The 19,412-nt window shown below is 69.4% G+C and carries 19 protein-coding genes and 1 pseudogene; 17 read left to right on the top strand and 3 right to left on the bottom strand.

All coding sequences use genetic code 11. The features are described from left to right. The first annotated feature begins 94 nt into the window (after window positions 1-94). From uvrC to ACTWQN_RS07140, 9 genes are all read left to right on the top strand, one after another. Window positions 95-2,116, top strand: a complete 2,022-nt coding sequence (gene uvrC / locus ACTWQN_RS07100; RefSeq protein WP_443202529.1) for an excinuclease ABC subunit UvrC — start codon at window positions 95-97, stop codon at window positions 2,114-2,116. Then, on the top strand, window positions 2,109-2,987 hold the full coding sequence (rapZ, locus tag ACTWQN_RS07105; protein ID WP_443202530.1) for an RNase adapter RapZ: 879 nt from the start codon (window positions 2,109-2,111) through the stop codon (window positions 2,985-2,987). The genes uvrC and rapZ overlap by 8 nt, the downstream gene beginning before the upstream one ends. After that, complete coding sequence (locus tag ACTWQN_RS07110) at window positions 2,984-3,952, top strand: gluconeogenesis factor YvcK family protein (RefSeq protein WP_443202531.1); 969 nt, start codon at window positions 2,984-2,986, stop codon at window positions 3,950-3,952. Before rapZ ends, ACTWQN_RS07110 begins: the two co-directional genes overlap by 4 nt. Continuing rightward, on the top strand, window positions 3,943-4,929 hold the full coding sequence (gene whiA / locus ACTWQN_RS07115) for a DNA-binding protein WhiA (RefSeq protein ID WP_443202532.1): 987 nt from the start codon (window positions 3,943-3,945) through the stop codon (window positions 4,927-4,929). The genes ACTWQN_RS07110 and whiA overlap by 10 nt, the downstream gene beginning before the upstream one ends. 579 nt (window positions 4,930-5,508) lie before the next feature. Beyond that, window positions 5,509-6,519 carry a type I glyceraldehyde-3-phosphate dehydrogenase gene (gap, locus tag ACTWQN_RS07120; RefSeq protein ID WP_443202533.1) on the top strand — a complete coding sequence of 337 codons (1,011 nt, stop codon included), beginning with the start codon at window positions 5,509-5,511 and terminating at the stop codon, window positions 6,517-6,519. A gap of 228 nt (window positions 6,520-6,747) precedes the next feature. Beyond that, window positions 6,748-7,950, top strand: a complete 1,203-nt coding sequence (locus tag ACTWQN_RS07125; RefSeq protein ID WP_443202534.1) for a phosphoglycerate kinase — start codon at window positions 6,748-6,750, stop codon at window positions 7,948-7,950. A gap of 2 nt (window positions 7,951-7,952) precedes the next feature. Then, window positions 7,953-8,738 (top strand): triose-phosphate isomerase, encoded by a 786-nt coding sequence (gene tpiA, locus ACTWQN_RS07130; RefSeq protein WP_443202535.1) that lies wholly within the window; start codon window positions 7,953-7,955, stop codon window positions 8,736-8,738. 198 nt (window positions 8,739-8,936) lie between these two features. Further along, window positions 8,937-9,170, top strand: coding sequence for a preprotein translocase subunit SecG (gene secG / locus ACTWQN_RS07135; protein WP_443202536.1), 234 nt, complete (start codon window positions 8,937-8,939; stop codon window positions 9,168-9,170). Window positions 9,171-9,224: 54 nt separating this feature from the next. Further along, window positions 9,225-9,569, top strand: a complete 345-nt coding sequence (locus tag ACTWQN_RS07140) for an RNA polymerase-binding protein RbpA (protein ID WP_443202537.1) — start codon at window positions 9,225-9,227, stop codon at window positions 9,567-9,569. A gap of 62 nt (window positions 9,570-9,631) precedes the next feature. Here ACTWQN_RS07140 and ACTWQN_RS07145 read toward each other — a convergent pair whose 3' ends face one another. Beyond that, window positions 9,632-10,108, bottom strand: coding sequence for a MarR family winged helix-turn-helix transcriptional regulator (locus tag ACTWQN_RS07145; RefSeq protein ID WP_443202538.1), 477 nt, complete (start codon window positions 10,106-10,108; stop codon window positions 9,632-9,634). Window positions 10,109-10,134: 26 nt separating this feature from the next. Between ACTWQN_RS07145 and ACTWQN_RS07150 the strand changes: the two genes are divergently transcribed. The 6 genes from ACTWQN_RS07150 (at window position 10,135) to ACTWQN_RS07175 (ending at window position 16,075) form a co-directional block, all read left to right on the top strand. Beyond that, window positions 10,135-10,938 (top strand): alpha/beta fold hydrolase, encoded by an 804-nt coding sequence (locus tag ACTWQN_RS07150; RefSeq protein ID WP_443202539.1) that lies wholly within the window; start codon window positions 10,135-10,137, stop codon window positions 10,936-10,938. 152 nt (window positions 10,939-11,090) lie between these two features. After that, the gene (locus ACTWQN_RS07155) at window positions 11,091-11,516 is read left to right on the top strand and encodes a YciI family protein (protein WP_443202540.1); all 426 of its coding nucleotides are present in this window, start codon (window positions 11,091-11,093) and stop codon (window positions 11,514-11,516) included. 41 nt (window positions 11,517-11,557) lie between these two features. Further along, window positions 11,558-12,814: an RNA polymerase sigma factor gene (locus ACTWQN_RS07160; RefSeq protein ID WP_443202541.1), complete on the top strand. Its 1,257-nt coding sequence runs from the start codon at window positions 11,558-11,560 to the stop codon at window positions 12,812-12,814. Between the two features lie 337 nt (window positions 12,815-13,151). Continuing rightward, window positions 13,152-13,628, top strand: coding sequence for a ribonuclease E activity regulator RraA (gene rraA / locus ACTWQN_RS07165; RefSeq protein WP_443202542.1), 477 nt, complete (start codon window positions 13,152-13,154; stop codon window positions 13,626-13,628). A gap of 281 nt (window positions 13,629-13,909) precedes the next feature. Beyond that, window positions 13,910-15,385 (top strand): FAD-dependent tricarballylate dehydrogenase TcuA, encoded by a 1,476-nt coding sequence (gene tcuA, locus ACTWQN_RS07170; RefSeq protein ID WP_443202543.1) that lies wholly within the window; start codon window positions 13,910-13,912, stop codon window positions 15,383-15,385. A 57-nt stretch (window positions 15,386-15,442) separates the two neighbouring features. Then, window positions 15,443-16,075 (top strand): GntR family transcriptional regulator, encoded by a 633-nt coding sequence (locus ACTWQN_RS07175; protein WP_443202544.1) that lies wholly within the window; start codon window positions 15,443-15,445, stop codon window positions 16,073-16,075. 149 nt (window positions 16,076-16,224) lie between these two features. Here the strand turns inward: ACTWQN_RS07175 and ACTWQN_RS07180 are convergent, their stop codons facing one another. Next, on the bottom strand, window positions 16,225-17,439 hold the full coding sequence (locus ACTWQN_RS07180; protein WP_443202545.1) for a glycoside hydrolase family 10-like protein: 1,215 nt from the start codon (window positions 17,437-17,439) through the stop codon (window positions 16,225-16,227). A 354-nt stretch (window positions 17,440-17,793) separates the two neighbouring features. Here ACTWQN_RS07180 and ACTWQN_RS07185 point away from each other — a divergent pair, with 354 nt between their 5' ends. Further along, window positions 17,794-18,318, top strand: a complete 525-nt coding sequence (locus ACTWQN_RS07185) for a GVDTG sorting domain-containing protein (protein WP_443202546.1) — start codon at window positions 17,794-17,796, stop codon at window positions 18,316-18,318. Window positions 18,319-18,333: 15 nt separating this feature from the next. Further along, on the top strand, window positions 18,334-19,005 hold the full coding sequence (locus ACTWQN_RS07190) for a class F sortase (RefSeq protein ID WP_443202547.1): 672 nt from the start codon (window positions 18,334-18,336) through the stop codon (window positions 19,003-19,005). 116 nt (window positions 19,006-19,121) lie between these two features. Here ACTWQN_RS07190 and ACTWQN_RS07195 read toward each other — a convergent pair. Then, a pseudogene (locus ACTWQN_RS07195) lies at window positions 19,122-19,274 on the bottom strand (DUF397 domain-containing protein); the annotation flags it as partial. Window positions 19,275-19,412: the final 138 nt, after the last annotated feature.

The raw sequence follows: 19,412 nt of genomic DNA on the forward strand, positions 1-19,412 counted from the left end.
AGCGTGATCACGGGCGTTGCAGCAAGTGTGCCCTGCCGAGCTGCGCGGCCGCACCGAGATCCGGCCGGTCGGTCCCCGCACGTAGGGTGGAGACGTGGCCGATCCGTCCACCTACCGACCAGCGCCTGGCACGATCCCGGACGCCCCCGGCGTCTACCGGTTCAACGACGCCAGCGGCCGAGTGATCTACGTCGGCAAGGCGAAAAGCCTGCGCAGCAGGCTGTCGTCGTACTTCGCCGACCTCGCCGGACTGCATCCCCGGACCCGGCAGATGGTCACCACCGCCACCGGCGTGCAGTGGACCGTCGTCGGCACCGAAGTCGAGGCGCTGCAACTGGAGTACTCCTGGATCAAGGAGTACGACCCGAGGTTCAACGTCCGCTACCGCGACGACAAGTCGTACCCGGTGCTGGCCGTGACGCTGCACGAGGAGTTCCCGCGCCTGCACGTCTACCGGGGCCCGCGCCGCAAGGGCGTGCGCTACTTCGGCCCGTACGCGCACGCGTGGGCGATCCGCGAAACGCTGGACCTGCTGCTGCGGGTGTTCCCGGCGCGCACCTGCTCCGGCGGGGTGTTCAAGCGGCACTCGCAGATCGGCCGCCCCTGCCTGCTCGGCTACATCGGCAAGTGCTCCGCGCCGTGCGTCGGGCGGGTCGACGCCGACGAACACCGCTCGATCGTCGAGGACTTCTGCGACTTCCTGGCCGGGCACACCGACCAGCTGATGCGCAAGCTGGACAAGGAGATGCAGGCGGCCTCCGCGGAGCTGGAGTTCGAGCGCGCCGCCCGGCTGCGTGACGACCTGGAGGCCCTCCGGCGCGCGATGGAGAAGCAGGCGGTGGTGCTCGGCGACGGCACCGACGCCGATGTGGTCGCCTTCGCCGAGGACGAGCTCGCCGCCGCCGTGCAGGTCTTCCACATCCGCGGCGGCCGGGTGCGCGGCCAGCGCGGCTGGGTCATCGACAAGGTCGCCAATGCCGATGGCACAGAAACCGACACCTCAGAACTCACCGCCCAGTTCCTCACCCAGTTCTACGGCGAGCAGGCCGCGTTGGCGGACCAGGCCGACGCTGGCGGCAGTCCGGTGCCGCGCGAAGTCCTGGTGCCGCAGCTGCCCGACGACGCGACCGCGATCGCGGGGTGGCTCAGCGAGCTGCGCGGCAGCCGGGTGAGCCTGCGGGTGCCGCAGCGCGGCGACAAGCGCGCGCTGATGGAGACCGTGGAGCGCAACGCCAAGGAGGCCTTCCAGCAGTACAAGCTGCGCCGCGCCGGTGACCTCACCGCGCGTTCGGCGGCGCTGCAGGAGTTGCAGGAGGCGCTGGGGCTGGACACCGCACCGCTGCGGATCGAATGCATCGACGTCAGCCACGTGCAGGGCAGCGACGTGGTGGCGTCGCTGGTGGTGTTCGAGGATGCCGTGCCGCGCAAGTCCGAATACCGCCGCTTCGCGGTCCGGGAGGGGGCCGCGGGCGGCGATGTGGGGTCGATCGACGAGGTGGTGCGCCGCCGCTTCCACCGCTACCTCAGCGAAACCGGCAAAGCCGAAGGGGATCGGATCGGGGCGGCCATCGACCCGGACACCGGCCGCCCGCGCAAGTTCGCCTACCCGCCGAACCTGCTGGTCATCGACGGTGGTGCCCCGCAGGCCAACGCCGCTGCCGATGCGCTCACCGAACTCGGCGTCACCGACGTCGCGGTGATCGGCCTGGCCAAGCGGCTGGAGGAGGTGTGGTTGCCCGCCGACCCGGACCCGGTGATCTTGGCGCGTACCAGCGAGGCGCTCTACCTGCTGCAACGGGTCCGCGACGAGGCGCACCGCTTCGCGATCGGCTACCACCGCAAGAAGCGTTCCAAGCGCATGACAAGCTCCACATTGGACACGATTCCGGGGCTGGGCGAAACGCGCCGCGCGGCGCTGCTCAAGCACTTCGGTTCGGTGCGCAAACTGCGCCAGGCCGGGGTGGACGAGATCGCCGCGGTCCCCGGAATCGGCCGCCACACCGCCGAGACCGTGCACTCGGCGTTGGCGGCCGACGGGGGAGCCGGGCCACGCCCGGTGCCGGACGACCGGGCCGAGCCCGGCGCCGACAACGCTGAAGGGGAGAGCAGTGACTGACGAGCAGTCGGGCATCGAGGTCGCCGTGGTCAGCGGCCTGTCCGGGGCGGGGCGCAGCACCGCGGCCAAATGCCTGGAGGACCTGGGTTGGTTCGTGGTGGACAACCTGCCACCGGAACTGATCGCCACCATGGTGGAACTGGGGGCGCGCTCCAGCGGCGCGGTCACCCGGGTCGCCGTGGTGATGGACGTGCGCAGCCGCGCGTTCACCGAAGACCTGGGGGCGGTCATCAAGGACCTGGACGCCCGCGGCTACAAGCCGAAGGTGCTGTTCCTGGAGGCCACCGACGAGGTGCTGATCCGCCGCTTCGAGCAGGTGCGGCGCAGCCACCCGTTGCAGGGCGAGGGTCGACTGGCCGACGGGATCGCCGCGGAGCGCTCGCTGCTGTCCAAGCTGCGCTCCGAGGCCGACCTGGTCCTGGACACCACCAGCCTGTCGGTGCACCAGCTGCGGTCCAAGATCGAGGACGCCTTCGGCACCGAAGCCAGCACCCGAACCCGGGTCACCGTGCTGTCCTTCGGCTACAAGTACGGTCTGCCGATGGACGCCGATCTGGTGATGGACTGCCGGTTCCTGCCCAACCCGTTCTGGATCCCGGAGTTGCGCGAGTTCAACGGCCTCGACGACGAGGTCCGCAACTACGTGCTCGGCCAGGAGGGCGCGGAGGAGTTCTTGCAGAGCTACCAGCAGCTGTTGCGGCTGGTCGGGGCGGGTTATCACCGCGAGGGCAAGCGCTACCTGACGTTGGCGCTGGGCTGCACCGGCGGCAAGCACCGCAGCGTGGCGCTGGCCGAGGAGCTGGCCCGTCGGCTGGCCGAGGACGACGGGATGATGGTCAAGACGGTGCATCGGGACCTGGGGCGCGAGTGACGAGCCCGCTGCGCGCGGTCGCGCTCGGGGGCGGACACGGCCTGCAGGCGACCCTGTCGGCGCTGCGCCGGATCACCTCCGATGTGACCGCGGTGGTGACGGTGGCCGACGACGGCGGGTCGTCCGGTCGGCTGCGGCGCGAGTTGGGCATGCTGCCGCCCGGTGACCTGCGCAAGGCGCTCGCCGCGCTGGCCGACTCGGATTCCGACGGGCAGCTGTGGTCGAGGGTGTTCGAGCACCGCTTCGGCGGCAGCGGCGCGCTGGCCGGGCACGCCGTCGGCAACCTGGTGCTCGCCGGGTTGCTGGACGTGCTGGGCGATCCGGTCGAGGTGCTCGACCAGGCCTGCCGCCTGCTGGGCGTGCGGGGCCGGGTGCTGCCGATGTCGACCGTGCCGCTGGACATGGCGGCCGACGTCGTCGGGCTGGATTCCGACCCCGATGCGGTTCGCACGATCCGGGGACAGGTGGCCATCGCGAGTACGCCCGGAAGGGTGAAACAAATCCGTTTGCACGCGAACGGTTCGGAGCAACCGGCGGCCTGCCCGCAGGCGGTTCGGGCGGTGTTGGACGCCGATCTGGTGCTGCTCGGACCCGGCTCGTGGTTCACCAGCGTGCTGCCGCACCTGCTGGTTCCGGGGTTGCACGAGGCGCTGGTGAGCACTGCCGCGCGCCGGTTCGTGGTGCTCAACCTCATCCCACAACCGGGCGAGACGGCGGGCTTCTCACCCGAACAGCACCTCGACGTACTCTCGCAGCACGCACCTCGGCTGCGGGTCGACGCGGTGCTGGCCGACGCGGACTCGGTACCCACCCCGGACCGGCTTCGCGCTGCGGCAGCCGGACTGGGTGCGCAGACTCTGCTGGACAAGATCGCCGCGCCCGCGGTGCCGGGACGGCACGACCCGCAGGCGCTCGCGGCGAGCCTGCGGGCCGCACTGGAGAGGAGGACGGACCGGTGGCGATGACCGCGGCGGTCAAGGACGAGTTGAGTCGGTTGTCGGTGACCAAGACCTGCTGCCGACGGGCCGAGGTTTCCTCGTTGCTGCGCTTCGCCGGCGGGCTGCACATCGTGGCGGGCCGGGTGGTGATCGAGGCCGAGTTGGACAGCGGCTCCACGGCGCGTCGACTGCGCAAGGAGATCCACGAACTGTTCGGGCACCACTCCGACGTGCACATGATCACCTCCGGCGGACTGCGCAAGGGCACCCGGTACGTGGTGCGGGTGGTCAAGGACGGGGAGGGGCTGGCCCGGCAGACCGGGCTGCTCGACCCGCGCGGCCGCCCGGTGCGCGGCCTGCCCGCGCACGTCGTTTCCGGCGGGGCCTGCGATTCGGAGGCCGCCTGGCGGGGCGCTTTCCTGGCGCACGGCTCGCTGACCGAACCGGGCCGGTCGTCGTCGATGGAGGTCACCTGCCCGGGGCCGGAGGCGGCGTTGGCCCTGGTCGGGGCCGCGCGGCGGATCGGTGTGGCGGCCAAGTCGCGCGAGGTGCGCGGCGCGGACCGGGTGGTGGTCCGCGACGGCGACGCCATCGGCGCGCTGCTGACCCGGCTCGGTGCGCACTCCAGCGTGCTGGCCTGGGAGGAGCGCCGGATGCGCCGCGAGGTGCGCGCGACCGCGAACCGGTTGGCCAACTTCGACGACGCCAACCTGCGCCGCTCGGCGCGCGCCGCGGTCGCCGCGGCCGCGCGGGTGGAGCGGGCGCTGGAGCTGCTGGGGCCGACGGCCCCCGACCACCTGTTGATGGCGGGTCGGTTGCGGCTGGCGCATCGGCAGGCGTCGCTGGAGGAGCTCGGCCAGCTGGCGGACCCGCCGATGACCAAGGACGCGGTGGCCGGTCGGATCCGGCGGCTGCTGGCGATGGCCGACAAGCGCGCCCGCGAACTCGGTGTCCCGGACACCGAATCCGCGGTCACGGCGGAAATGCTCGAAGCCGACGCCTGACGGGTCTAGGTCGCCCGGCTGGAAACCGGCGCCGCCTTTCCGGAGTTGCGGCGGTTTCGCGCGAAATCGCCATCCGCTCCCCACGGGAAGCGGCGGTTTCGCGCGAAATCGCCCGAGCCCGACACCGTCAATTCGGCAGCGGTGCTGGGGCAAAATCGCCAACTTCACTCGTTCGGCGTGAAATTCTCCGGTTTCCGGCGAATTCGACGGCATCCGCCGGGCGCCGTCGCGGTTTGCGAGGCCGTGCCGAAAAGTCCGTTCTGTCGCTGGTGGGGACGGTGGAAGCCGCTGGGGAAACCGGGAAAATCGGGGCGGCGATCTATACCGGTACGGAGATGTCGATCACGTAGCGTTGCCTTTCCGCGTCCGCCTTTCAGTCGCTGTTGACCAGCAGTTGTTCGTACTTTCGGCCGGTTGGGCCCGGGGCGATCGGGCGCCGCGAATGCGCTGGCCGTTCCAGACGGTGAACGCGCCGCGCCCGGCCGCGTGCGACGGCTTCTGCGGCAGATAGGGTTGGGCCGAGACCATCCACCTCACCCGCCGCCTCGTCGGCCGGGTCAGTCACGAGGAGAGATCGGCGTGACCGTTCGTGTAGGGATCAACGGCTTCGGTCGGATCGGGCGGAACTTCTGGCGGGCCGCGACCGCCAGTGATCACGACATCGAGATCGTGGCCGCCAACGACCTGGGCGATGTCGCGACCATGGCCCACCTGCTCAAGTACGACAGCATCCTCGGCCGCCTCGACCAGGAGGTGAAGGTCACCGGCGATGGCATCGAGGTGGGCGGCAAGCTCATCAAGATCCTCGCCGAGCGCGACCCGGGCAAGCTGCCGTGGGGCGAGCTCGGTGTCGACGTGGTCGTGGAGTCCACCGGCTTCTTCACCAACGCCGCGGACGCCCGCAAGCACGTGGACGAGGGTGGTGCGAAGAAGGTCATCATCTCCGCCCCGGCCAAGGGCGAGGACCTGACCGTGGTGCTGGGCGTCAACGACGACAAGTACGACGGCTCGCAGACCATCATCTCCAACGCGTCCTGCACCACCAACTGCCTGGCTCCGATGGTCAAGGTGCTAAACGACACCTTCGGCATCGAGCAGGGCCTGATGACCACGGTGCACGCCTACACGGCCGACCAGAACCTGCAGGACGGCCCGCACAAGGACCTGCGCCGCGCCCGCGCCGCCGCGGTGAACGTGGTGCCGACCAGCACCGGCGCGGCGAAGGCCATCGGCCTGGTGCTGCCGGAGCTCAACGGCAAGCTCGACGGCTACGCGATGCGCGTGCCGGTGCCCACCGGGTCGGTCACCGACCTGACCGCGACCGTGCGCGAGAGCACCTCGGTCGACGAGGTCAACGAGGCGTTCAAGACCGCCGCCGCGGACGGCAAGCTCAAGGGCATCCTGAAGTACAACGAGGATCCGATCGTCTCCAGCGACATCGTGACCGACCCGCACTCGACGATCTTCGACGCGCCGCTGACCAAGGTCATCGGCAACCAGGTCAAGATCGTCGGCTGGTACGACAACGAGTGGGGCTACTCCAACCGCCTCGCCGACCTCGTCGACCTCGTGGCGAAGAAGCTTTCGTAGGAAATGCCGTACGCAACTTGCGTGGCGGTGCGGGTGGCGTAGGTGGCCTAACCGGCTCCGCCGCTTGCGGCAGCTCAGGCAGGTGGCGAGTCGGGCGTCGCGGCGGCGGTCTACCGCAGGAAGCGGCTTCGCCGCTTGAAAAGCCAGCCCTTTAGGGACCCGCACGAGCTGAGCCGCTGAAGCCGCCCAGTTCGTGCGGGTCTTCCCATAACCATGTAGGAGCAGACCGTGGAGAACCTTGACGATCTGCTGTCCGAGGGCGTTCGGGGTCGGCGTGTCCTGGTGCGCGCCGACCTCAACGTGCCGCTGGACGGCGAGAAGATCACCGACGACGGCCGGGTGCGCGCGTCCCTGCCGACCATCCGCAAGCTGACCGGGGCCGGGGCCCAGGTGGTGCTCACCGCGCACCTCGGGCGGCCGGAGGGTGCGCCGGAGCCGAAGTTCTCGCTGGCCCCGGTCGCGCATCGGCTCGGCGAGCTGCTCGGTGCCGACGTCGCGCTGGCCGCCGACGTGGTGGGCGACTCGGCGAAGTCGGTGGTCGCCGGGCTGACCGACGGTTCGGTCGCGCTGCTGGAGAACGTCCGCTTCGACGCCCGCGAAACCAGCAAGGACGACGCCGAACGCGGCGCGCTGGCCGCCGAGCTGGCCGCGCTGGTCGGCTCGGACGCGGCGTTCGTCTCGGACGGTTTCGGCGTGGTGCACCGCAAGCAGGCGTCGGTCTTCGACGTCGCCAAGCGGCTGCCCGCTTACGCCGGAGGGCTGGTGCTCGCCGAGGTCGAGGTGCTGCGCACCCTGACCGGCGACCCGAAGCGCCCCTACGCGGTGGTGCTCGGCGGCTCGAAGGTCTCCGACAAGCTCGGCGTGATCAAGGCGCTGCTGCCGAAGGTCGACAAGCTGCTCATCGGCGGCGGCATGGCCTACACGTTCCTGGCCGCGCAGGGTCACAACGTCGGGACTTCGCTGCTGCAGGAGGACCAGATCTCCTCCACCGCGCAACTGCTGGCCGAGCACGGCGACAAGCTGGTGCTGCCGGTGGACGTGGTGGTCGCCGACCGCTTCGCCGCGGACGCGGAGCATCGGGTGGTGGCCGCGGATGCGATCCCGGCCGACTGGATGGGCCTGGACATCGGGCCGCGCAGCGTCGAGCTGTTCGCCGGGATCCTCCGCGAGGCCCGCACGGTGTTCTGGAACGGCCCGGCCGGGGTGTTCGAGTTCCCGGCGTTCGCCGACGGCACCCGCGGCGTCGCACAGGCCATTGTGGACTCCGGCGCGTTCAGCGTGGTCGGTGGTGGTGATTCGGCCGCGGCGGTGCGCACGCTCGGGCTGCCGGAGGACGGCTTCTCGCACATCTCGACCGGCGGCGGTGCGTCGCTGGAATACCTGGAAGGCAAGGACCTGCCCGGTGTGGCGGTCCTGGAAGGTGAGCGCTGAACATGGCCAGGCAGCCGCTGATCGCCGGCAACTGGAAGATGAACCTGAACCACCTGGAGGCGATCGCCCTGGTTCAGAAGCTCGCCTTCGCGTTGCCGGAGAAGTACTTCAGCAAGGTCGAGGTGGCGGTGCTGCCGCCGTTCACCGACATCCGCAGCGTGCAGACGCTCATCGACGGCGACAAGCTGCTGATCAAGCACGGTGCGCAGGACGTCTCCGAGCACGACTCCGGGGCCTACACCGGTGACGTGTCCGGGCTGATGCTGGCGAAGCTGGGCTGCAGCTACGTCGTGGTCGGCCACTCGGAGCGCCGCGAGTACCACGCGGAGACCGACGAGCTGGTCAACAAGAAGGTGCGGGCCGTCCTCAAGCACGGCATGTCGCCGATCCTGTGCGTCGGCGAGCGGCTCGACGTGCGCGAGGCCGGTGGCCACGTCGAGCACTGCACCAGCCAGCTGATCAACGGTCTGAAGGGCCTCAAGGCGGAGCAGGTGCGCCAGGTCGTGGTGGCCTACGAACCGGTGTGGGCGATCGGCACCGGCAAGGTCGCCACCGCAGCCGACGCGCAGGAGGTTTGCGCGGCGCTGCGGTCGGCGTTGGCCGAGAAGTACGGCAAGGAGATCGCCGACGAGGTGCGGGTGCTCTACGGCGGCTCGGTGAAGTCGAGCAACATCGGCGACCTGGTCGGCCAGTCGGACGTGGACGGTGCCCTGGTCGGCGGCGCCAGCCTCAACGGCGACGAGTTCGCCAAGCTCTCCGCCATGGCCGCCGGTGGACCCCTGCCGTGACTTTTCGAGGTGAGGGGCACCCGTGACCGAGTAACTTGGTCACGGGTGCCCCTCACCCACCACCTGACTGGGGGTGCCCCGGCTGCTGGGCTGCGGTGCGGGTTGTGAGACCGTCTTGGCAAACGGGTGGACAGTGGTCAACTCGCTGTTCCCGGCCCGGTACGCTTGGTTGCGAACCGCTGTGCGAACGAGGACGTGATGACTCTTTTCCTGCAGATCATGTTGATCGTGACGAGTGTGCTGCTGGTGCTGCTGGTGCTGCTGCACCGGGCAAAGGGTGGCGGACTCTCCTCGCTGTTCGGCGGCGGTGTGCAGTCAAACCTGGCCGGTTCCAGTGTGGCGGAGAAGAACCTCGACCGGATGACGTTGTTCGTCATGGCGCTGTGGATCATCTCCATCATCGGGGTCGGCCTGTTGATCAAGATCGGTTGATCGACCGGGCACCCAGCCGGTCGACGACCCGGGCCGCTTGGTGGGTGAGGACGGATGACTGGTGGTAACGCCATTCGCGGCACTCGTGTGGGCTCGGGCCCCACGATAGGCGAGTCGGAGCGGGGGGAAGCCGCACCGCGAAAGCGCGTCGACTACTGGTGCGTGAACGGGCACCACAGCCGACCGTCGTTCGCGATGGACGCCGAGGTGCCGGAGGAATGGGACTGCCCGCGCTGCGGACTGCCGGCGGGCCTGGACCAGGAGAATCCGCCTGAGGCGCGGCGCAACGAGCCGTACAAGAGCCACCTCGCGTACGTGAAGGAGCGGCGCAGCGACGCCGACGGGATGGCCATCCTGGAGGAGGCGCTGACCAAGCTCCGGGAACGCAAGGGCCGCTGATCGACAGCAGGGCCGGGTGGGCGAGCGATCGCCCACCCGGCCCTGCTGCGTTCGCACCGGAGTCAGACGTCGAACTCGTTGACGGCGGCGAGCATGTGGCGGAGCACCCGCAGGGTCGTCGCCACCTCGGCGGCGGTGAGGTCGCCGCCGACGCGGCCCATCGCCTCGTGTTCGACCGCCTGGACCGAGCGGATGGCGGCGTGGCCCCGCTCGGTGAGTGCCACCAGCGCTGAGCGGCGGTGCGCGGGATTCGGTCGCATTTCGACGAATCCCTGCTCCAGCGCATCGTTGACCATGCGTTGCACGAACTGTCGGCTCAGTTCCAGAGCGCGCGCGAGCTGCGGCACAGCCTCGGCCGCGCCGGACAGTTCCAGCCGTTCGAGGACGGCGCGCACCCCGACGGAAAGCCCGCTGCGGGGGCTGTCGCGCTCGACCACGCGTGCCACTCGGCGGTAGAGCGGGCCGATGACGGCGTAGATCTCGGCGAGCCGCGGGCCGAGTTCGTCCGGCGGCAGCGGACGATCAGAGTTGTCAACCACAGTGTCATTATGACACCTTGGTTGTCATGAGTGTTGTCGAGTCGGTGAAAGTCCCGGTGTCGGACGGCGAGCTGTACGCCGAGATCGTCGGTTCCGGTCCACCGCTGGTCATGCTGCACGCCGGATTGCTGGGCGCTGGGATGTGGGACGAGCAGTTGGAACTCGCCTCGGACCACGCGGTGATCCGCTACGACGCGCGCTCGCAGGGACGCTCCAGCACGGGGATGGTCGATTACCGCCCCGAGGAGGACCTTCGAGAGCTGCTGGACTTCTTCGGGGTCGAATCGGCGTCGTTGCTGGGCAATTCGATGGGCGGTGCCACCGCCTCGGCGTTCGCGCTGCGCTACCCCGAGCGGGTGCGCCGCATGGTGCTCAGCGGCCCCGGCATCCCGCCGGTGGAGTTCCGCGACCCGTTCCTGCTGGCTCGCCACCGGGAACAGGCCGAGGCGATCGAGGCGAAGGACGCCGACCGGTACGTCGACGCGTTCCTGCGGTTCGCCGTGGACGGTCCGCATCGGCGGCCGGACGAGGTGGACCCGGGGATCCGGGCGCGCTGCCGCGAGATGGCCATGGCCACCGTCCGCAAGCACCACGCGGCGGCCGGGAAGATGCTGGAGCGCGACGTCAAGGCCGCGTTGGAGCAGATCACCGCGCCGACGCTGCTGGTCGTCGGCGAACTGGAGCTGTCCGACCTGCACCGAATCGCCGGAGAAGCGGCCCAGCGGATGCCCGAGGCCGAACTCGTCGAGATGGCCGGTTGCGGGCACATGACGAACATGGAGAACCCGGAGCTGTTCAACGAGCTCACGTCGAGGCATCTGCTCGGTTGAAAGCCGGTGATCTCGCTCGGAATGGGCCCTGCGGAGAAGGGCATGTGTTTGCAGAAGAAAATCGAGGGATGTGTCGATTTCCGGGGAGCCCGTTCGATGCGTTGGTGAGCGGCCGGAGGGACCGGACGCACCAGACGGAGGAGTGACCCACGATGCGATTCCTGGTGATCGTCAAGGCCGACGAGGACAGCGAAGCTGGCGTGCTGCCCAGCGAAGAGGTCATCAAGGAGATGGGCGACTACAACGAGGAGCTGGTCAAGGCCGGTGTCCTGCTGGCCGGTGAAGGCCTGCACCCCAGTTCCAAGGGCTTCCGCACCGAGGTCACCGCGGATGGCGGGCGGGCGATCGTGGACGGGCCGTTCGCCGAGACCAAGGAGCTGATCGCTGGATTCTGGCTGTTCCAGGTCCGTTCCCGCGAGGAGATGGTCGAATGGGCCAAGCGGTGCCCGGCGTCGGTCGAGGTGCGCCAGATCTTCGAGACCGAGGACTTCGTCGCCGCCGACGCGATGTCCGAGGGCGAGGCCGACCGCGAGTACCGGCTGCGCGAGGAGGTGCGCAAGCACGGCGGCATCGCCTGAACCTGCTTGCCGCCACCGGCGGGACGCGCTGAGATGGCGCGGTGACCGTTGTCGAAACGCACCGCGCCATCGAGGCTGTCTGGCGGATCGAGGCGGCCCGGCTGATCGCCGGTCTGGCCCGGATCGTCGGCGATGTCGGCCTGGCCGAGGAACTCGCGCAGGACGCGCTGGTCATCGCCCTGCAGAAATGGCCGGACGCCGGTGTCCCGCCGAACCCCGGGGCCTGGCTGATGTCGACCGCCAAGCACCGCGCGATCGACCGGCTGCGCCGCGACCAGCGGTTGGCGCGCAAGCAGGAAGAGCTCGGGCGCGAGCTGGAACACCAGCAGTTCCAGGAGCCCGCCGACGTCGAATCCGGCCCCGATTTCGGTGATGATCTGCTGCGGCTGGTGTTCACCGCCTGCCACCCGGTGCTGTCCACCGAGGCGCGCGTGGCGCTGGCCCTGCGGGTGCTGTGCGGGCTGACGACCACCGAGATCGCCCGCGCGTTCCTGGTGCCCGAGGCGACCGTCGCCCAGCGCATCGTGCGGGCCAAGAAGACGTTGGCCCGCAAGCAGATTCCGTTCGAGACGCCGAGCGGCGACGAACTCGCGGCCCGGCTGCCTTCGGTGCTGGAGGTCATCTACCTGGTCTTCAACGAGGGCTATGCCGCGACGGCGGGTGAGGACTGGATGCGGGCCGAGCTGTGCGAGGACGCGTTGCGGCTCGGGCGCATCGTGGCCGGGTTGGTGCCGGACGAACCCGAGGTGCACGGGCTGGTGGCGCTGCTGGAGATCCAGGCGTCCCGCACCGCCGCCCGGACCGGCCCTTCGGGCGAGCCGGTGCTCTTGCTGGAGCAGGACCGCACCCGGTGGGACCAGCTGTTGATCAGGCGCGGGCTGGCGGCGCTGGCACGCGCGGAGCAGCTCAGCGCCAGGCCCGGCCCGTACACGCTGCAGGCCGCGATCGCCGCCTGCCACGCGCGGGCCCGGACTCCGGATGAGATCGACTGGGCTCGCATCGCGGCGCTCTACGAGGTGCTGGCCGACATCTCCCGGTCGCCGGTGGTGGAGCTCAACCGCGCGGTGGCGGTGTCGATGGCCTACGGCCCGGAGCACGGCCTGGGCCTGGTCGACCAGCTCGTGTCGCAACCGTCGTTGCGGAACTACCACCTGCTGCCCAGCGTCCGCGGCGATCTCCTCGTCAAACTCAACCGACCCGAAGAGGCCCGCGCTGAATTCGAACGAGCCGCAACCCTCACGGCGAACAGCAGTGAACGCGCCATCCTCCTCGAAAGAGCCCGCACCTGCGACCACTGACATCGGCCTGCGGTTGCCCGCCTCGTGGGCGCGTTCGCGGAAATCCGTTCGGCACCGGCGGATCCTCAGCACGTCGCCGACGGGGTCTTCAAGGACTGGTCGGGTAGATGGGGTCACTCGTCGGCGGAATGGGGAACCGCGGTCGCCGACTACTTCGCAGTGGTGGCGAGACGCGTGAAGGGATCGCAGGAAAGCCTGCGCGCCCACAACCGGCCGGATCTAGTGCCCGGGTGAGACCGGCGGAGTCGGATCGGTGTGGTGTTGATCGCGGTGTTGTGCGGAGTTCGGTCGGGGGTGGATACGCTCGCCGTTGGAGCGGCGGTGACCGGGAGGAATCATGACTGTGGCGACGGCTGATCTGGCGGATCGGGAAGGGCCGCAGGTGCGCAGCTGCGACGTGCAGTTCCGCAACTTCGGTGGCCGCGCCGCATTCGAGGGCCGGATCCGCACGGTCCGCTGCTTCCAGGACAACGCGCTGCTCAAGCAGGTGCTCTCCGAGCCGGGCGACGGGCAGGTGCTGGTCGTCGACGGTCGCGGCTCGCTGCACACCGCGCTGATCGGCGACGTGATCGCCGAGATCGGCCGCTCGAACGGCTGGCGCGGGGTCATCATCAACGGCGCGGTGCGCGATTCGGCGCTGCTGGCGGAGATGGACTTCGGCGTCAAGGCGCTCGGCACCAACCCGCGCAAGAGCACCAAGACCGGTGAGGGCACCGTCGACGAGGTGATCGAACTCGGCGGCATCCGTTTCGTGCCCGGCGAGCACGTGGTCTCCGACCAGGACGGTGTCGTGGTGATCACCGAGCCGCAGTAGGTCGGCATCAAGCGACCGGGCCGGATTTCACCTACGCGACAGCGGCAAACGGTCATCCGGCAGGAGGCCTCGTCGTCGCGGCCACCACCCATGTCCAGCACTTCGCCGAACTCACCTGAGCCCGCCTTCGAAGCCGCTCCGGCACCCAGCCGCTCCACCACCGGGCCTTGACGCGCCGTGCCGCGCCGTGTGAATACTTGTGTATGCAGCGGTGTACCGGCGAGTTGGCATCGATCGCCGCGCTCTGGGCGCTGGACCGCTGAAACCCAGGGAGGAGCAGGATGTCCGAGCAGTTCGACGTGGTGGTGGTCGGCGGCGGCAATGCCGGGTTCTCGGCCGCGCACTCGGCCGTCGAGCAGGGCGCGACGGTGCTGCTGCTGGAGAAGGCGTCCGCCGACGCCGCCGGTGGCAACTCGTTCTACACCGCCGGTGCGTTCCGGTTCGCCTTCGACAGCATCGATGACATCGCCGACCTGCTCGAACCCGACGAGCGCCACGCCAACTCGGTGGTGCCCGCATACCCGCGGCGCGCATTCGCGGACGACATGCGGCGGGTCACCGACGGCAGGTGCGATCCGATGCTGACCGAGGTGTTGGTCTCCCGGTCCACCGACACCGTGCGGTGGCTGGCGGGCAAGGGCATCAGGTGGCGGCTGCTGTACGAGCGGCAGGCGTACCTCTCCGGTGGCGAGTGGGTGTTCTCCGGCGGGCTGTTCGTCGGCACCGTCGACGGCGGCAAGGGCCTCATCGCCCGGCACACCGAGGCGGCGCTGCGTGAAGGAGTGGAGATCCGCTACGGCGCTGAGGTCACCGCGCTGCACCTCGCCGACGCCGCCGAACGCGGCGTCAGCTACCGCGACGCCGCGGGTGCGGAGCATCGGATCCGGGCTGGTGCGGTGGTGCTTTCGGCCGGTGGCTTCGAGGCCGACCCGAAGCGTCGCGCGAAGCACCTCGGGGAGGGCTGGGATCGTGCTTTGGTCCGCGGCACGCCCACCAACACCGGTGAGGTGCTCGACCTCGCGCTGGCCGCCGGTGCCGCCGCGCACGGCGACTGGGGTTCCTGCCACAGCGTGGCCTGGGACGCCGATGCCAGCCCGACCGGCGGCGACCGGGAGCTGACCAACCAGCTGACCCGGCAGAGCTATCCGATCGGCATCGTCGTCAACGCCGACGGTGCGCGGTTCGTCGACGAGGGCGCGGATTTCCGCAACTACACCTACGCCAAGTACGGCCGCGACATCCTGCACCAGCCGCGGGGACGTGCGTTCCAGCTCTTCGACGCCAAGACGCGTCCGCTGCTGCGCAAGGAGGAGTACGACTCGTGGCCGATCGCCGGTGCGCGGGCCGACTCGCTGTCCGAACTCGCCGAACGGCTCGGCATCGACGCTGATGGCCTGCGGCGCACCGTGTCCGAGTTCAACGAATCTATTGTGGACAATCCGTTCGACCCGGCGGTCAAGGACGGCCGCGCCGCCCGGGTCAGCCCGCCGAAGTCGAACTGGGCGCAGGCGTTGGACACCGCGCCGTACTACGGGTACGCGGTGGGCTGCGGGATCACCTTCACCTTCGGCGGGGTGCGAGTGGACGAATCCGCCCAGGTACTGGGCACCGACGGCAAGCCGATCGATGGGCTGTACGCAGCGGGTGAGATGGTCGGTGGGCTGTTCGCCGGGAACTACCCGGGCGGCAGCGGGCTGACCTCGGGTGCGGTGTTCGGCCGGTTGGCCGGTGCGAGCGCGGGCCGGGCGAGGTCGTGAGTCGCGGTGAGAACCGGAATTGGCGCGCACGAGAGGAGGGGAGCAGCACTGTCCGAAGTGTACGAACGGCTGCGCGGTGAGATCGTCGACGGCACGTTCGAGACCGGAGCCCAACTGGTCGAGCTGGCACTTGCCGACCGGTACGGCACCAGCCGCACGCCGGTGCGCGAGGCGCTGCGCCGCCTGGAGCAGGACGGACTGGTGGAGCGCGGCGACCGGGGCATGCGCGTGCGCACCCGCAGCCCCGAGGAGATCCTGGAGATCTACGAGGTCCGGATCTCCCTGGAAGCCACCGCGGCCTCCGCCGCCGCCCAGCGGCACACCGACTTCGACCTGATCCGGATCCGGCGCGCGCAGGCGGCCATGGACGCCACCCCGACCGATGACCCGCCCGCGATGGCGGCGGCCAACCGCGCGGTGCACGAGGCCATCTGGTTGGCCAGCCACAACGGCACCATCGTCGACCTGCTGACCCGCCTGAACAACCACCTGACCCGCTACCCGGCCACCACCCTCAAAGCCCCCGGTCGCTGGCCAGCAGCCCTCGCCGAACACCACGCCCTAATCGAAGCGATCGAGAACCGCGACCCAACCCGCGCCCACGACCTGGCCCGAGACCACATGACCAAAGCCCGCGAACTCCGCCTCCAGATCTACCGAGACACCCCCACCCCCGATTCACCACGATGAGTGCGAGGTGAAGGGCACCTTCCACCAACTATGTTGGCGAAAGGTGCCCTTCACCCGGATCCGCCTATGGGTGAAGGGCACCTTTGACCGAGTAAGCCGGTCGAAGGTGCCCTTCACTCTTCGCCTGAACGGTGTGGACGGGGACGGGATCAGTAGTCGGCGTAGTGTTCTGCGACCAGGCGGGTCATGGCTTGGGTTGCGTTGGTGGTCAGGGATTTGGCGCTGAAGTAGATGTCGCCCTTGACGTTCCGGTACTTGCTGTTGAACGTCAGGTGGGCGGAGAGCTCGCCGGGGTCGGTCCAGCCCTCGCCGCCGACCCGGTAGGCGCCCTGGCCGATGTAGAGTGCCACATCGGTGCCCGCCACCGTCTGGGACCACCACGGGACCAGCGCCGCGTAGTCGGCAACCGGATGGCCGAGCTGCCAGTAGACCTGCGGGGCGATGTAGTCGACCCAGCCCTCCCGCACCCACCTGCGGGTGTCGGCGTAGATCGCCGAGTACGACTCCAGCCCGTTGGTGTTCGAACCGGCCGGGTCGCTGGCGGCGTTGCGCCAGATGCCGAACGGGCTGACGCCGAATTCCGCGCCCGGCTTGGCCTGGTGCACCTGAGTGTCCAATTCGGACACCAGGCGGTTCACGTTGTCGCGCCGCCAGTCGTCGATGTTGTCGAAACCCCGGCCGTGCTCGGCGAAGGTCTGCTGGTCCGGGATCTGCTGGCCCTCGACCGGGTACGGGTAGAAGTAGTCGTCCAGGTGCACGCCGTCGACGGGGTAGTTCGCCACCGCGTGCATGATCGCGTCGATCGCGAACTGGCGGGCCTGCGGCACACCCGGGTTGTAGTACAGCTTGCCGCCGTAGGCGAAGGTCCACTCCGGGTGCTGCCGCGCGGGATGCTCCGGCACGAGCGCCTGCGGATCGTCGTGCATGCTGACCCGGTACGGGTTGAACCAGGCGTGGAACTGCAGGCCGCGCTGGTGCGTCTCGTCGACCAGGAACCGCAGCGGGTCGTAGCCGGGATCGCGGCCCTGCTGCCCGGTCAGCCAATGCGACCACGGCTCGTAAGGGGACGGCCAGAACGCATCGGCGGTCGGCCGCACCTGGACGAACACCGCGTTCAGCTTGTTCGCCACGGCCTCGTCGAGCAGCCTGCGGTACTCGTCCTGTTGCTGCTGCGGGGAAAGCCCCGGCTTGCTCGGCCAGTCGATGTTGTCCACCCCGGCGATCCACACGCCCCGCATCGCGGTGGTCGGCGCCTTCGCGGCAGCTCCGGTGGTCCCGAAGATCCCGAGCAGGATGGCCACCGACGCCAACGCCAGCCCCAACACGTCGGCCCGAATCCGACGCAGTCCCTGAGTGCGGGTCATCCCAGCTCGCCTTCGCCGTTGATCGTCGTTGCGCGCCACAGGGTACGACCAACATCCGGTCGAGCAAGGGAATGGCGAGGAATGGCCGCGTCACCTGATCAGGTCTGATCGGTCGATGTGCGGAGCCGCGTCCGACATCGCACCGTCTTCGCCGAATTCGCGCTGGGGTACGGCGGCGATTTGGAATGGCCGCGAATGAAAGTTCCCTCACCTTTGCTTCATCTGCCGCCCATCGTGCGACTGCGATGCTTTGCCTGGCCGAGAAAAGCGGACATAGCAACAGGATCACCGCAATTCGGCTCGTGGTGCGCCACCCGACGCACCGCGAATCCACGACTTGGAAGGAATTCGAAGATGTCGACCCTCAACCCGAGGTGGCTTGCGGCAGTTCTGCTCGCCAGCGGCGTTGCTCTCGGAACGGCCCTTCCGGCAGTCGCCGCGCCCGCTTCGACCAGCGGACCGGCCGCGAGCACGTTGGCCGATGACGACGATGACGACAACGGTGGCGACGACGACGGCGGCGCGGCGCCGCGCGGCGGTGTCGAAACCGGCATGGGTGCCACGGCATTCGTCGACGACGATGACGATGACGGCGGTGCGCCGAGCGGTGGTGTCGAGACCGGGATGGGTGCTACCGCGTTCGACGACGATGACGACGACGGCGGTGCGCCGAGCGGTGGCGTTGAGACCGGGATGGGTGCTACCGCGTTCGACGATGACGACGACAACGGGGGCGCCCCCAGCGGTGGTGTCGAGACCGGCATGGGCGGTGCGGCTGAGGACAGCGTGCTGTTCCCGATCAGCGTCGCGGGTGGCATCGCGCTGGCGACTGGCGGTGCGCTTCTGGCCCGCAAGCGACTGAGCAGCGCGCGCGGTTAAGGCGAGGGGTTTGCGGTGACGCTCTTCGAATTGCGCACCGGTGGCGGTCGCGGGCCCGTGCGGTCCGCGGCCGTTCTCGCCCTGTGCGCCGCGCTCGTGCCGACCTTGACCGGCTGCAACACCGCCCACGCTCCGCCCCGTGACGTGGCCGTAGCGGCGTCCGAACCGCCACTTCCGCCCGCGCCGCCGGTGCCGTCGTCGACACCAGCGCCGCCAGCCGTTGCGGCGGAGGTCGACGAGCAGGTCGCCGCGCCGGTGCGCATTCGGATTCCGGCGATCGGGGTCAACGCTGCGATCGGTCCGCTTGAGGTGGATCAGAACAACGTGTTGCCGCCACCGAACACCAACGAGGGCACCGGCTGGTGGCGGGCCGGGCCCGAGCCCGGCGAACGCGGTCCGGCGGTGATCGCTGGCCACGTCGACTCCTACCAGGGCCCTGCGGTGTTCTTCCGGCTCCGCGAAATGCGTCCAGGACAGGAGATCCACGTCGATCGCGCGGACGGCAGCACGGTGAGTTTCGCCGTGTCGCGGATCGAACGCCACGAAAAGAACGCGTTCCCGACCGAAGCCGTCTACGGCACCACGTCGGCGCCGGAACTGCGACTGATCACCTGCGGCGGCCAATTCGACCGCAAGGACAGGCGCTACCTCGACAACATCATCGTCTACGCCCAACCCACGTCCTGAAGCGCGCGATGAGGCGGGGTGAAGGGCACCTTTTACCAAGTTAGTTGGCGAAAGGTGCCCTTCACCTCTCACCTGAACGGAGCGCGGCGCTGCTCGTGCCGCCGCGCGAACCGGGTTCAGGTGCGTAACGAGATGCGGAAGGAGTGCCATGCGGTGGGTTCGAAGGTCAGCATGCCACCGTCGGGTGCCTTGGAGTCCCGGACCGAGGCGGCATCCCAGAGGATCCGGACCTCGACGCAGTTGTCACTGCGGGCGGTACTTCGGGAGCTCCTGACCCAGCCGGAGTCGGGCCAACCTCCGCCGCGCTCCGCGCCTTCGGCAACAGGGTGATCAAGGAGCTGAGCGCCGCCTGTGGTGCGCTATTCGCAATGGGTGAGGGGCACCCGTGACCCAGTAACTTGGTCACG

It is taken from the genome of Saccharopolyspora antiqui (assembly GCF_052246905.1).
In the GTDB taxonomy this organism is placed as follows: domain Bacteria; phylum Actinomycetota; class Actinomycetes; order Mycobacteriales; family Pseudonocardiaceae; genus Saccharopolyspora.